Source organism: Acidisphaera sp. L21, assembly GCF_009765685.1.
Classification (GTDB): domain Bacteria; phylum Pseudomonadota; class Alphaproteobacteria; order Acetobacterales; family Acetobacteraceae; genus LMUY01.
In genome coordinates this window covers 1,526-14,767 of sequence record NZ_LMUY01000089.1, presented here as the reverse complement: position 1 = coordinate 14,767, position 13,242 = coordinate 1,526, and the positions used below count along the sequence as shown (strand labels likewise).

Annotated in this window: 16 protein-coding genes and 1 tRNA gene; 3 read left to right on the top strand and 14 right to left on the bottom strand. The window is 63.0% G+C overall.

Going from position 1 to position 13,242, the window contains the following annotated elements:
* The first annotated feature begins 25 nt into the window (after positions 1–25).
* A complete protein-coding gene (locus GSQ76_RS18190) occupies positions 26–892 on the top strand; it encodes an SDR family oxidoreductase (RefSeq protein ID WP_408836867.1) in 867 nt (288 codons plus the stop codon).
* Here the strand turns inward: GSQ76_RS18190 and GSQ76_RS18185 are convergent.
* The 14 genes from GSQ76_RS18185 to GSQ76_RS18120 form a co-directional block, all read right to left on the bottom strand.
* Positions 889–2,787, bottom strand: a complete 1,899-nt coding sequence (locus GSQ76_RS18185) for a methyl-accepting chemotaxis protein (protein WP_158745558.1) — start codon at positions 2,785–2,787, stop codon at positions 889–891. The two genes, GSQ76_RS18190 and GSQ76_RS18185, sit on opposite strands and share 4 nt — an antisense overlap.
* A 40-nt stretch (positions 2,788–2,827) precedes the next feature.
* A complete protein-coding gene (locus tag GSQ76_RS18180; RefSeq protein WP_158745557.1) occupies positions 2,828–3,163 on the bottom strand; it encodes a hypothetical protein in 336 nt (111 codons plus the stop codon).
* Positions 3,160–3,579, bottom strand: a complete 420-nt coding sequence (locus GSQ76_RS18175; protein ID WP_158745556.1) for a group 1 truncated hemoglobin — start codon at positions 3,577–3,579, stop codon at positions 3,160–3,162. The genes GSQ76_RS18180 and GSQ76_RS18175 overlap by 4 nt, the downstream gene beginning before the upstream one ends.
* Before the next feature lie 18 nt (positions 3,580–3,597).
* On the bottom strand, positions 3,598–4,473 hold the full coding sequence (locus GSQ76_RS18170; protein WP_158745555.1) for a DUF3034 family protein: 876 nt from the start codon (positions 4,471–4,473) through the stop codon (positions 3,598–3,600).
* A gap of 84 nt (positions 4,474–4,557) precedes the next feature.
* Positions 4,558–5,223, bottom strand: a complete 666-nt coding sequence (locus GSQ76_RS18165; protein ID WP_158745554.1) for an amino acid ABC transporter permease — start codon at positions 5,221–5,223, stop codon at positions 4,558–4,560.
* Between the two features lie 13 nt (positions 5,224–5,236).
* Positions 5,237–6,082: a transporter substrate-binding domain-containing protein gene (locus GSQ76_RS18160; protein ID WP_158745553.1), complete on the bottom strand. Its 846-nt coding sequence runs from the start codon at positions 6,080–6,082 to the stop codon at positions 5,237–5,239.
* Positions 6,083–6,095: 13 nt separating this feature from the next.
* The gene (locus GSQ76_RS18155) at positions 6,096–6,815 is read right to left on the bottom strand and encodes an ABC transporter ATP-binding protein (RefSeq protein ID WP_254070483.1); all 720 of its coding nucleotides are present in this window, start codon (positions 6,813–6,815) and stop codon (positions 6,096–6,098) included.
* On the bottom strand, positions 6,805–7,530 hold the full coding sequence (locus GSQ76_RS18150) for an ABC transporter ATP-binding protein (RefSeq protein WP_158745552.1): 726 nt from the start codon (positions 7,528–7,530) through the stop codon (positions 6,805–6,807). Before GSQ76_RS18150 ends, GSQ76_RS18155 begins: the two co-directional genes overlap by 11 nt.
* The gene (locus GSQ76_RS18145; RefSeq protein ID WP_158745551.1) at positions 7,514–8,506 is read right to left on the bottom strand and encodes a branched-chain amino acid ABC transporter permease; all 993 of its coding nucleotides are present in this window, start codon (positions 8,504–8,506) and stop codon (positions 7,514–7,516) included. Before GSQ76_RS18145 ends, GSQ76_RS18150 begins: the two co-directional genes overlap by 17 nt.
* Entirely contained in the window at positions 8,506–9,381 is an 876-nt protein-coding gene (locus tag GSQ76_RS18140; RefSeq protein WP_158745550.1) for a branched-chain amino acid ABC transporter permease, read from the bottom strand. Before GSQ76_RS18140 ends, GSQ76_RS18145 begins: the two co-directional genes overlap by 1 nt.
* Positions 9,382–10,650: an ABC transporter substrate-binding protein gene (locus tag GSQ76_RS18135; RefSeq protein WP_254070482.1), complete on the bottom strand. Its 1,269-nt coding sequence runs from the start codon at positions 10,648–10,650 to the stop codon at positions 9,382–9,384.
* Position 10,651: 1 nt separating this feature from the next.
* Positions 10,652–11,218, bottom strand: a complete 567-nt coding sequence (mobA, locus tag GSQ76_RS18130; protein ID WP_158745549.1) for a molybdenum cofactor guanylyltransferase — start codon at positions 11,216–11,218, stop codon at positions 10,652–10,654.
* 28 nt (positions 11,219–11,246) lie between these two features.
* Positions 11,247–11,322, bottom strand: a tRNA-His gene (locus GSQ76_RS18125).
* Between the two features lie 25 nt (positions 11,323–11,347).
* Entirely contained in the window at positions 11,348–12,547 is a 1,200-nt protein-coding gene (locus GSQ76_RS18120) for an aminotransferase (protein WP_158745548.1), read from the bottom strand.
* Between the two features lie 190 nt (positions 12,548–12,737).
* On the opposite strand from GSQ76_RS18120, the gene GSQ76_RS18115 reads away from it, so the two are divergent.
* Together GSQ76_RS18115 and GSQ76_RS31945 are read left to right on the top strand one after the other, a co-directional pair.
* Positions 12,738–13,076, top strand: a complete 339-nt coding sequence (locus GSQ76_RS18115) for a P-II family nitrogen regulator (RefSeq protein WP_158745547.1) — start codon at positions 12,738–12,740, stop codon at positions 13,074–13,076.
* A 41-nt stretch (positions 13,077–13,117) separates the two neighbouring features.
* Positions 13,118–13,242 (top strand): glutamine synthetase (locus GSQ76_RS31945; RefSeq protein ID WP_254070487.1); only part of this gene is annotated, 125 nt, incomplete at its 3' end.

The following is a 13,242-nucleotide window of genomic DNA, read 5'->3' as shown; positions in this document are numbered from 1 at the left end:
AGATCTGGCCTTTATGATGAAGCCCATGAACGTTCATATCATTGGTGCAACCGGCCGGTCCGGTGTCGCGCTCTGCCGGTCGCTGGCGGCGGATGGCGTGCAATATGTGCCTGTCGTGCGCAACGCCGCGAAATGGCAGGCCACTGGCCTTCCGGCCAGCCCCAGGTTGGCTGATTTGCGCAGCCCGCGCACTCTTCGTAAGGCATTGAAGGAGGCGCAGGTCGTCGTGTCTTGCGCCCACGCGCGCCACGCGGCAGATATTTTGGACGCCGCACCAAGTGATGTGGGGCATTTCGTCTTCCTGGGCAGCACCCGCAAGTTCACCCGCTGGCCCGATGCGCATGGATTGGGTGTGCTGGCGGGTGAAGCGGCGTTTCGTGGTTCCTCACGCGTTGGGGTGATGCTGCACCCCACGATGATCTATGGCGCCGAAGGCGAGGATAATGTGCAACGTCTCGCCCGGTTGCTCGCACGCATGCCCCTCGTGCCCTTACCGGGTGGCGGTCAGGCTTTCGTGCGACCGATCTATCAAGGAGATGTCACCCGCTCCCTCCGTGCCGCGATCGACACAATCTGGCACCGGCCAGAGACGCTGGTGCTGGCGGGGGGGGACCGGTTGACCTATGCCGATTTCGTTCGGGCCGTGGCACGAGCCGCCGGGTTGCCACCACCGCGCATCGTGCCACTATCCGCCGGGCTGCTGCGGTTTGCCGCACCTCTGACCCGAGTTGTCCCCGGCATCCCGACGATCCGCCGGGCGGAGGTGCAGCGACTTCTGGAGGACAAAAGCTGGGGCATCGAGCCGATGAACCGGCAGCTCGGCATAATCCCGATTGCCCTGGCGGACGGTCTAGCCCGCACCTTCGCTGTGTCCACCGCTAAAGTGGCCTAGGCGGCGGCTAGCTGCGGGGTTTCGACCGCGGCAACGTCGTTCAGCTCCAGCAGAAGGTTTCGCAGATCCTGCCGCGCCTCCGCACCAAGCGAGGGTTGCAGTTGTACGGCTTCCTTGTCCGACTCAGTGATCCGCACGGCAAGACTGTGCCGCCCAGCAGCCAGGTGCAAAGTGGCCGACGTGCCCGCATTGGCTTCGAAAACGGGGGCGAAGGTCGCTGTGACGTCCGAGGTGAACACCACCTGGCCGACCCGCAAGACCCCCCCGATCTCAATCTGGGCGGCGAAGCAGACCGGCGCCTTGTTGAACTCGCCCTGCTTGATGGTCCTGACGAATTGGAGAAAGGCAGATACCTCGCCGTTCAGATCCGTGCCGTGATGCGACAGCCTTCCTGCCGCATCACCGATCGCCCGTAGGTTTTCGGCGCCCTTACGCGTGACACCGCCAATCGCGGCCAGGCTGCGCTCGACATTCGTGGCGTTGACCGAAATTTCCCAGATGCTGCACCACATGCTGGTCGATGCCTCTTCCTGCAGCGCGACCGCGCCGGCGATGGAGGCGCTGAGGCGATGAACGTCCTGCGCCGATAGATCGATTGCGGTGATCGAGGCGCGCGTGGCGGCCGTTGTCGACACGATGCTGGCGATTCGTCGCTGCACCATCTTCGCCTCCTGCGCGCTACGCTGCGCTAACAGGCGGATTTCGTTGGCAACCACGGCAAAGCCGGCGCCCGCCGGGCCAGCCCGCGCGGCCTCGATCGTGGCGTTCAAGGCCAGCATTTTGGTCTCACTCGCCACGGATCCGATGAGACTGGCGACGATGGCGATCTCGTGGGCAACATTGTCCAGCGTATACATCTGGACATTCGCTGCCTGAGTCTCCTCCAGCGCGGCTTTCGCCCGCTGCTCGGACTGGGCCGCCTGTTCCCGAATACCGACAATGGCCTCACTCAATGCCTTGGATGCCGTGCTGGCCTCGGCGATCCGGGCAACGACCTGCTCGATCTCCTGGTTCATTTCCCGCTCGCTGTGCAGCAGCGCGTCGGCATCGGTCAGCAAGCCGTCGGCTTTGCGCATCATTCCCACGGAGGAATCGGAGACAATGCGAAAGACGCCAGCGATGCTGCGACCGAAACGCTGCACGAAGGCGTCGATCTGCGCCTGGTGGCGATCCTCAGCCGCATGCGCCTCCGCCTGTCGCTTCAGCAACAGTTTGTTCTCCTCCAAGCTGGCAGAGATGGCGGCCTGCATGATGCCCAGCGCCCGCAGAAGATCCGCGGTTTCGCTGCGGCCGCGGGGCGTCATGGTGTTGGCTAGGTTTCCGCCGGCAATGGCCTGCGCGATCCGAACCGCCTGGCGCACCTGCGGCAGGATGGCGCGGCCCAGCAGGATCGTGATGACCAGCGCGGCCAGTACGGACACGCCAAGCGCGATCCAGGTGTGGCGATCGGTATCGACCAGCACATCACCCACGACCCGGCGTAAATGAAACCCATCGGAGCCATAGATCTCGACCGCCGTGTCAAAATCTTCCTCTGCCCCGGCAATAGCGTCGATGCGCGCCTGGCCGTGTAGCATTGATATTTCGACCAGCGACTTATGCAGTCCGGCAGCAGCCTTCTTGCCGGATGGGGACATGGCCCGGTCCTCAGCCACCGTGATATCGGCTACGGCGTCGTGCAGGCGCTCCTCGGCCTTGTCGTCCTGGAATGCGGCGGCGAGCAGTAGGTCGTTCTGGGCCGAGCGTAAATAACTCATCGCCAGAAACGCATCGTCATACAGCCGAACGCTTAGCGCACCGAGTTGTTGTTCAGCCGACCGGCTGTATAATCCCAGACCCACCGTCATAAGGGTCAGCGCAAGGCAGCCCAAAAGTATTTTAAACCGTATCGGCACCAGACTCTTCCGGAAGGGGGGGGTCTCCGACGCGTCGCTATTATTCTACAATGACGGCCAGATGCATCCGTGGGTGCATGCCGCACAGGACGTCGAAGGTGCCGGCAACCGGGAAAGCAACACTGACCGCCTCACCCGGTGCCTGCTCAGCACTGTCGAAGGAGAAGGCCGGGGACTTAACGTAGACCTGATGATTGAACAGGTCGTCATTGGTGAATCGCACAGAGTCCCCTCGCTTAAGGTGTAGGTCGGTCACGCTGAAGGCGCGGTGCGACTGAATTATCGTAACGAGGTTGGCAGCACCAGCGTGCAGCCATGGGGCTCCAAGCGCCAGTGATGTGAGAGTCAGGCTCGCAAAAGCCAGCCGGCGGCTCATTTCGTCACCACATCACGCTGCATGGGGGCCAACAAGGCAAGCAGCCGGTTTTGCGTCCGGAAGGGAATGCCAGACACGTCCATTGCGGATTGCAGATCCTCGGCCAGGGCGTTGAAATCAACCTGTCGCAGCGCCAGGCCGCGATGCGCGACTGCCATGCTGTGCCCATTATATTTGCAAGGGCCGTCGGCGATGTGGCAGAATTGTGCCGTCAGCATCGTACGAAATCGCACCATGTTGGTGTCGTCGAAGGTCTTGCCAATCCGCGGGTCTGCGAGAAACGATTTGATCGAGTTATCGACCAGGCGATCGATCCCTTCCTTGCCGCCCATATCGTCATAGAGGGTCGCCTTTGCCTCGGGTGCCGCCACCAGCAAGAACGCTATAGCTGGAAACGCAATGATCCAATGAGCCATCCAATGTGCCTTTCTGGCCTAGAAACCGGCTTGCAGAGATACGTAAACGCCGTTCTGCCCCTTCTGCCGGGCAATATCGCCAAGGCCGACATAGGCGACCGTGGTTGAAAGATTTTTGGTGAGGAAATATGCCGCGAACACGTCGACAGCCGTTCCCTCTTTCGCAAAACTGAGATTGTCGGGCTTGGTTCGCACCTCAGCACCGATGGCAATTTGCCGGCTGATGAGATAGGCTGCCGAGCCTTCGAACTCAAAACTGTAACCGCCATTGCGGTCGCCACCAAAGCCAAGAAGGCCAAACTGGTTCGCCTTGGTCAGCCGCACCGTCGCATCCAGCAGCAGGCTTTCCTCCAGGAACAGCTTGGTCGCGGCCAGGTACATATCCACGCCCTTGGAGGATTTGGCTCCGATGGCATGCAGTATCGCATGATTATCAGTCGATTTGAACTGCGCGCCAACCGCGACTTGCGGCATCCAGCTATCCTGATCGTAGACGACGTTGCCGAACACGCGCAGCTTTAAGCCGACGACATCCTCGTTGAAGGCATACCCATTCCCCAGGCCCAGCTTGCCCCCGGTTGTCCGGGTGTCGAACGTTTCGTGCGCGTACGACAACTCGACCCGGTCATACAAGCCGATCGCCGCACCGGCACTGCCAAGGGTGAAGTTCGGCAGCCAGACGTAAGTGCCATGAACATTGCCGCCGATAGCGTCGCGCGTGCCATAGCCGGTGATCAGCGCCCACGGCACCAGGCCTCCGCCGCCTGCGCCCTCCAACTGATTCACGCCGGTTGTTGCCAGCAAGCGACCACTTTCGAACAGTTGCGCGGAAACAGGCGCGTCGATGCCGGTCAGGCAAGCGATGACGGACAGTATTTTGAGAAGCGGGCGCATGCCATCGGTATAGATGCGCTAAATGAAAGTCTCGTTAATCGCCAAACGCTGCAACAGTGCCGCGCATTGCTTGGCTCGCTAACCTCAATGGCCGCGCTGCAGCCTACCTTCGTACCACTGTACTAATCGGGTGAGCGGAAACAGCAGGACGAAGTAGATGACCGCAACCGCCGTATAAACTTCCAGCGGCCGGAACGTATCACCCGTGATCAAGGTACCCTGATACAGTAAATCGGGTACTGCAATCGTCGACACTAGCGACGTGTTCTTCAACTGGATGATCGACTGGTTTAGAAACGGCGGCACCATCCGCCGGATCGCCTGCGGCAACACTACGAGGCGCATGACATGCCAGGGCCGCAGCCCCACAGCCCGGGCGGCGTCCCACTGCCCACGCTCGATCGAGGCGATGCCGCCGCGGAAGATCTCGGCATAGAAGGCTGCAGTGTAGAACGACAGTACCAGCGTGGCGGCGACGACGGCTGGGATCTGAATATTTAGGATGATTGGCAGCGCATAGTAGAACCAGATGATCTGCACCAATAATGGCGTGCAGCGAAACACCTCGATCAATGCAATCAGCGGCAGATTGACCAGACGCGACTTCGACAAGCGGCCAAGCCCGATCAGAAGGCCCAGTAGCAGGCCCAGCAGCACCGTGCCGACCGTATAGGCGAGCGTCACCTCCACCCCTACGACGAAGAGGTGGGTGTAACGCAGCAGAAAGCCGAAACCCCATTGATAGCCCATCAGGCCAGCGTGGTCAGAACGTCAATCCGGCGGGCAGCATGTCCCGCGTCACCCCGTTCAGCGCCAGCCCGTCGAGGAGGTACTCACGCACCTGGCCAGTGCCGCGATTGAAGTCGATCCAGGCGTTGATGACTTCCACGAAGCGAGTATCCGCCTCTCGCCGCACGCCAAAATTGCTTGGCAGAGCGACCACCGGCCCGCTGAGCAGTTCGTATCTGCCCATGGACGGGTTCTTCGCCAGGGCGGACAGGCCCAGCATGGCCGCGAGGATGAAGGCGTCGGCCCGGCCGGATTGGAAGAACAGCGTCGCCTCGTCCGGGGTCTTCAATGCGGTGATCTGCGCCTTCGGGCAGTAGCGCCGGGCCGCCACCTCATGCAGGGAGCCGACGTCGCAGGCGATGCGGATCTCCGGCTTGTTCAAATCGTCCCAGGTTTTCGGGCTGAACCCGGCCTTGGCGATGCAGCCGAATGGATGGGTGATGAAGCTATGGGTGAAGTTGATGGCCAGCGCCCGCGCTGGGGTCGGGTTCAGCGCGAAGGCAAGGTCGACCTTGTTCGACTGCAGGTCCAGCACGGAGGAGGCATAGGTTCCCTCCACATATTCGACCTTGGCATCGAAGACCTTGGCGATGTCGGCCGCCATCTCGACGCAGGCGCCCTTCCAGGTCCCGCTGGCCAGATCCTTGGCGAAGTAGGGGGCGGCGCCGGGCAGGGCGGAGATGCGCAGGGTTTTGGTGCGTTGGACACGATCCAACGCCGACTCGGTGCCGCTGCTCTGCGCGTGGGCCTGGCCGATCAACGCGGCGACGGGCAGCAATGCGGAAGCTGCGGCGAGGCCGCGGCGGCTCAGGCGGTTCATGCGATCATCCCCTCTAAAGACCTAAATATGCCCGGCGGACACCATCATCTGCCGCAATATCAGCTGCCATTCCGGACATAACCACGCGTCCAGTCTGGAGGACATAGGCTCGGTCGGCCAGCGCCAAAGCCTCGCCCAAGCGCTGTTCCACCAGCAGCACCGTCACGCCCAGATCGGTGCGAATGCGCGCTACGGCGGCCAGAATGTCGTCGACCAATTTGGGCGCGATGCCTTGACTGGGCTCGTCCAGCATTAGCAGGCGAGGCTGGGTCATCAGCGCCCGGCCGATGGCCAGCATTTGCTGCTCCCCGCCAGACAGCGTCTCCGCTCGTTGCGCGAGGCGCTCCTTGAGGCGGGGGAACAGCGCGAATACAGTGTCCAACGGCTTGAACCGGTCGGCCTCGCCCCGGCGGGCATAGGCACCCAGGCGCAGATTGTCCTCCACGCTCAGCCGCGGAAACAACCGCCGCCCTTCAGGCACTAGGCCGACGCCCATGCGAGTGATCTGGTGGGGTGGCACCCGGGCCAGCGACTTGCCGTCGAAGGTGATGACGCCGCCGGTGCTCACCTGCCCGGAAATCGCGCGCAGCAGGGTGCTCTTGCCGGCCCCGTTGGCGCCGACCACGGCTACGATCTCGCCCCGCGCCACCTCCAACGAGACGCCCTGCAGCGCCCTGAGGCCCTTATAGGCGGCGGAGACGTCCTCCAGACGCAGGATCACGTCACCCGGCATACTTGTCGCCCAAATAGGCTCGGATGACCGCCGGGTCGCGCACTAGATCTTTCGGCAGGCCCTGGGTGAGTACACGGCCAAGATTCAGCACTACGGCGCGGTCGATCAATGGCAGCAGAATCTCCATCACGTGCTCGACCATGATCACGGTGACACCTTGGTCACGTACGTCGCGGATTAGCTGCACGCCGGATTGCGCCTCCGTCGGGGTCAGGCCGGTCAGCATCTCGTCCAGCAGCAGGATGCGCGGCCGGGTGGCCAACGCGCGCGCGATCTCCAGCCGGCGTTTTTCCGGCGGGGTCAGCGAATACGCGGCATGGTCGGCCCGAGCGCTCAGCCCTGCCACGTCGAGCACGCGCTCCGCCTCGGCCATCGCCTCGCGCGCACGATTGGTGCGGCTGAATGCGCCAACCATGACGTTTTCTCGGACTGTCATGCTGTCGAACGAGCGGACGACCTGGAAGGTGCGGGCAATCCCGGCCCGGGCACAGACCAGTGGGCCGGTGCCGGAGATACGCCTGCCCTCCAGCCGGATCTCCCCGCGGTCAGGTGACACCTCGCCGGAGATCGAGTTGAACAGGCTGGTCTTCCCAGCGCCGTTCGGCCCGATCAGTCCCAGTATCTCGCCGGCGGCGACGTCGAAGCTGATGTCGACATTGGCCGCCACGCCGCCGAAGGATTTGCTGACGTTCTGGACCTCAAGTAGGGGCGGCATTGGCACCACCTACTTGCTTGCGAATCCCCAGCAGGCTGACGAGCCCGGTGGGCCGGGCCAAGGCGATGACGACGATGAGACCGCCATAGATCATCAGATCGATACCGCCGGCACCGCCCATATAGGACCGGGTCAGTTCGCTGGTCGGGATCAGCACGATGGCGCCGACCAGTGGGCCCCATAGCGTGCCGACACCACCCAGCACCGCTGGCAGCGCAATGAGCACGGAGAAGGAAGAGGCAAGCACGCTGTCCGGGTCGATATAGCCAACATATTGCGCGTAGATCGCGCCGCCGATCGCGGTAAAGAAGCCACTGATCGCCGCCGCAGCCATCTTGGACGGGAACACCCGCACCGCCAGCGACCGCGCCGCCGTGACGTCATCGCGGACGGCCCGCCACGAATAGCCCCAACGCGAGCCCTCGATCACCCAGGCAACGATCCAGGTGAGTGCCGCGAAGGCGAGCACGACATAGTGGAACGGTAGCTTCGAGGTTCGAAATTGCAGGGCTGCCCAGTTCTCGCCGTGAAACGGCACATACAAGCCGGTTGCGGCGCCAACGAAATCCCAGTTCAGAAATAGCAGGTATCCAATCTCCCCCACCACCACCGTCGCGATGGCGTAGTAGTGGCCGGAGAGGCGGAAGCATGGCCAACCCACCAGCAACGCCGCCACAGCCCCCACGATGCCGGCGGCAAACATGCCGATCGTGGGGGGAATGCCGGCGCTGACAAACAGCATGGTGGAGACGTAGGCGCCAATGCCGAAATATAGGCCGTGGCCGAGTGAGATCTGTCCGCAATAGCCACCCAAGATGTTCCACGCCTGCGACAGCCCGGCGTAGAGGATGGTGAGGATGATCAGGTTCTGCGTGTAGACGTCGCGGATCGGCAGGGGCAACACGGCCAGGATGATGAGGACGAGCACGCCGGCAACCAATTCGTTGCGGCGGCGGCGAAGGATGCTGTTGGTCATCATATCTTTCCGAACAACCCACGCGGACGGACCATCAGCACGACGAGGTAGATCGCGAACATGCCGACCTGCTTGAGCGATGGCTCCAGCACTTGGGCGGTGACGGCTTCGACCTCACCGATCAGCACACCGGCGACAAGCGCGCCCGTCATGCTGCCGAACCCGCCGAGCGCCACGGTGACGTAGGCGATGAGGGCGAAGTTGGCGCCGACCGTCGGCGACACATAATAGAATGTCGCCAGCATGGTGCCGGCGATGCCAACGGCAGCAGCGCCGAGGCCCCAGCCGAGCGCGAAGATACGATCGCGATCAATGCCGATCAGCGCCACGGCATCACGATCCTCTCGCGTTGCCTCCAACGCGCGGCCGAATTCGGTGCGGCTGATGCCAAGCAAAGCGGCGAATGCCACCAGACAGACCAGACTGGCGGCCAATTGTGGCAGCGGCACGTAAACACCGCCGAAATGCACGGTCTTATTGCCCAGCCAAGACACGTTGACGCTGCGGAAATCGCCACCGAAGGCGAGCTGGGCAGCGCCGCGGATAAAGATGGCCAGACCGAATGTGACGAAGATCTGCACCATGCCGCGGTTAAACTGCACGCCGAGGGCGCGACCGATCAGACAGCGATAGATCAGTACGCCCAGCACGAACATGCCGACCGCGACCACGGGAAGTTGCAGCAGCGGGTCGAGCCCAGTCGCGGCATTCAGCAACACCGTGGCGTACATGGCGAGCATCAACAACTCGCCATGCGCAAAGTTCACAATGTCCATCAAGCCGAAGATCAGGCTTAGCCCGGCGGCAACTAGCGCGTAGATCAACCCCATCAGCAGGCCGCTGAGTGCGACCTGCAGAACGGTATCGAGCGTCACCTACTTGCCGACATTCCAGACGGGCGCCTGCACCGCAATGTCGAACGGGTAGATCGTGTGGTAGGCGCCGCCCGAGATTTGCTGGATCACCGGCGTCGCTTCCGTGTTCTGCCCGGTACTGTCGAACTTCACACCTTTCAACGGCATGATGGTCTGATCGCCCGGGATGTCGGTCTTGGTCAGTGCTGCACGGATGTCTTCCGGCTTGGACGACCCGGCGCGGTCGATCGCGTCGGCCAGGGTTTGCACGGCCACGATCTGGCGGGAGGTGTTGTCGTTCAGGTCCTTATTCGCCCGAGCCCGGAACATCGCATTCACGGCGGGGATCGCCGGGCGGGACTTCACGGCGTCGAGCGCGAAGGACGAGCGGCTCATCACGCCATCGGCCAAGGTGCCGACCGAGGTGAGGAAGGAGTTTTCGGCGAATCCGGCCGACTGCGCCATGATGGTCGGGTGATAGCCGATCTCGTTATCCGACCGCATCAGCAGGATCGCGTCCGAGGTGTAGGAGGATGGCATCACGACGTCCGCATCGGCCGACTTCAACCGCTGCGCCTCGGCGGACAAAGACGGGGAGTTGGCGCGATACTTGATATCGGCGACAACCTTGATTCCGGCGGCGGCGGCAAGCTTCTTCTGCACGTTGGAACTGTCGCTGCCGAAGATGCTGTCCTCATAGAACAACGACACGGTCTTCACCGGGTGGCCGGTCTTTTCGCCAATGGCCTTGTAGAAGTCGAACATGCCCTGGGTGAACATCTCATCATGTGGGCTGGTGCGGAAAAACCACTTCAAGCCGCGCTGGCTCAACGACGGGGAGGAGTTGTCCATCGCCATGTAGGGTACTTCGTAGCGCTCGGCGACCTGGCTGATGGTGGCGGCGGTGGCGCTGGTGTAGCTGCCGATCAGGGCGACGACATGCTCCTGCGTGATCAGGCGCTCAGCCTCGGCGCGGGCCTTTTGCGGGTCGTTCTGATGGTCTGCGAAGATGACCTTGATATGGGCACCGTGCATGTGCGGCAGGCCGCCCCCCTTGCCCAGCAGCATGGGAATGGCTGCGTGGTCGGTGTTGATGATGTCGCTCATCACGCCGACGGCCGCCTGGGCGTCGACGCCGATTTGGGAGGCGTTGCCGCTGAGTGGATAGATGGCTCCGATCAGGATATCCTCCGCATGGGCGGTCGACAGCCCGGCGGCAAACACGGCCATTGCGACCCACAAACGCTTCATCAGCCAATTCTCCGGCAGTTTGGTGGCGTAGAGAAGCACGTCACGTGCCAGCTTGCACGCGGGCTTCGAGCGCTGCGAGATCGGCTGGCGTATTGATGTTGGCGAAGGGGTCGCCGGGGAACCAGACAGAGCGCATCGGCACGGTCTCGGCAAAGGCGCGCACGCTTCGGGTGCCGGGGTGGAGCAGCCAGGCGCGCAGGAGCGGCCCGGCAGCGACAGGCCAGAGCGCCACCAGGTGATGGCGCTGACCGCCGCTTTCGGCCGCTGCCGGGGCAGGCGCGAGGCGGCTTGCGAGGCCTACGGGAATGAGAGGGGTGTCGCCGGGCACCGTCAGCAGCGTAGTAGCGCCTAGTGCGGCTGCCCATTCCAACCCAGCCAGCACACCGCCCAATGGGCCCTGCCCCTGGATGGGATCCGGCAGAATCGGGTATGGCAAGGCGAACCGGGCTGGGTCACCATTGGCGCTGATCGCGAGGTGGGGATGGTCAGGCGACAGCCTAGCGATGAGATGAGCCAAAAGGGATTGCCCGGCCAGCAGCAGCATCGGCTTGTCGATGCCGCCCATTCGGCGGGCCGCGCCACCAGCAAGGATGAGTGCTGGGATCATTGCCGATCCCCGATAGGGGATATCGGCCTGGGGCGAACGACGGGGATCGAACCCGCGACAACCGGTACCACAAACCGGCGCTCTACCAACTGAGCTACGTCCGCCGCCAGGGCCGCGGACTTAGCGCTGTCAACCGGTTGCCGTCAACCTTGCGGCGCTGCGGGCGGTAAAATGTTGACGCAAACGTGCCACCGCCTCGTCCAGGATCGCGTCGGCCTTACAGAAGGCGAACCGGGCGTAATGTGACGGCGCAGGACCACCCGAGGCGTCGTAGAACGCAGTTAGCGGGATCGCGGTGACGCGCGCCTGCTCGGTGATATGGCGGCAGAACGCCACGTCGTCGCCGGCGAAGCCGAGCGGGCTGTAGTCGACCGACACGAAATAGCTGCCCTGGCTGGGCAGTACCGTCATGCCCAACCCGGCCAGCCCGGCCGATAGCCGATCGCGCTTTGCCTCCAACGCACTCGCCAGGCCTTGGAAATAAGCGTCATCCTTCGCCAGACCGACTGCCACGGCCCGCTGCAGGTTGGGGGGCGTGGTGAAGGTGAGGTTCTGGTGCGCACGGGCGGCCAGCAAGGCCAGCGGGGCCGGTGCGGTGATGTAACCCACCTTCCAGCCAGTGAGACTGAAGGTTTTGCCGGCGCTGCCGATTCGCAGGCAGCGATCCCGCAGGCCGGGCAGCGTCATCAGCGGGACGTGGCGCCAGCCGTCATAGGTCAGGTGTTCGTAGACTTCGTCGCAAACTGCGTAGGCATCGTGCTTAACCAGCAGATCGGCGATGAAGGCGAGCTCGGCATTGGTGAACACCTTGGAGGTGGGGTTCATCGGGGTGTTCAGCAGGATGGCCTTGGTCTTCGGGCCGAAAGCGGCGGCCAATTCGGTGCGCGGCAAGTCCCATTTCGGCGGCTCCAGCCGAACGAGCCGGGGGACGGCGCCCAACATGCGCACGATTGGGAGGTAGGTGTCGTATAGCGGTTCGATCAGCACGACCTCGTCGCCGGGGTTCAACAACGCCATCAAGCTGGCAGTGATGGCTTCGGTCGCGCCGGAGGTGACGACCACCTCGGTCGCCGGGTCGACATCCAGGCCATAGAACCTAGCATTCGCCGCGGCAACGGCCTGACGCAGTTCTGTCACGCCGGTGAGAGGCGGGTATTGATTGCGCCCGTCGGTCAGCGCGGCCGCGGCCGCGGCGAGCACGTCCAAGGGGCCGTCACTGTCTGGAAAGCCCTGGCCCAAATTGATGGCGCCGTGCTGAGTTGCCAGGGCCGACATCACCGTGAAAATCGTGGTGCCGATCCCGGATAGCAGCTCGTTCGCAGGCTTCATTTTGGGCGGTTCCTCCGCTGGCGCATCGAGGCATTATGGCGCTGTAGGGCCGGGCATTCAATCTGCTGCACCGAAAGCTGCCATTTCGGGCCAATCCCCCGCCTAGCGCATTGCCCCATGGCACGGCGCATGCAACCCTCCGCCGCCGTCGCACCCCGGTTGCGGCGGCCTCAGATATGGGGGAGACGAGGTGAAGAAGATCGAGGCGGTCATCAAGCCATTCAAGCTGGATGAAGTGAAGGACGCTCTGCACGAGGTCGGGCTTCAAGGCATCACTGTCGTGGAAGCGAAGGGTTTCGGTCGTCAGAAAGGTCACACGGAACTGTATCGCGGCGCCGAATACGTCGTGGACTTCCTGCCGAAGGTGAAGATCGAGGTCGTTTGCGAGGATGACGTTGTGGAACGGGCGGTCGAGGCGATCGTCGTTGCAGCCCGAACCGGGCGAATCGGCGATGGCAAGATCTTCGTGAGCAATATTGAGGAAGTCGTGCGGATACGCACTGGCGAGCGCGGAAACGAAGCAATCTAGTCGGCCGCACATTGCGGCCATCTTTTAGGAGAACAGACGGTATGGCGAAGAAGGCAGCGACGCCGGTGGCGGCGAGCGAGGCGTCGAAAGTCCTGGAAATGATCCAGGAGCATTCGGTCGAGTATGTGGACCTGCGCTTCACCGACCCGCGCGGTAAGTGGCAGCA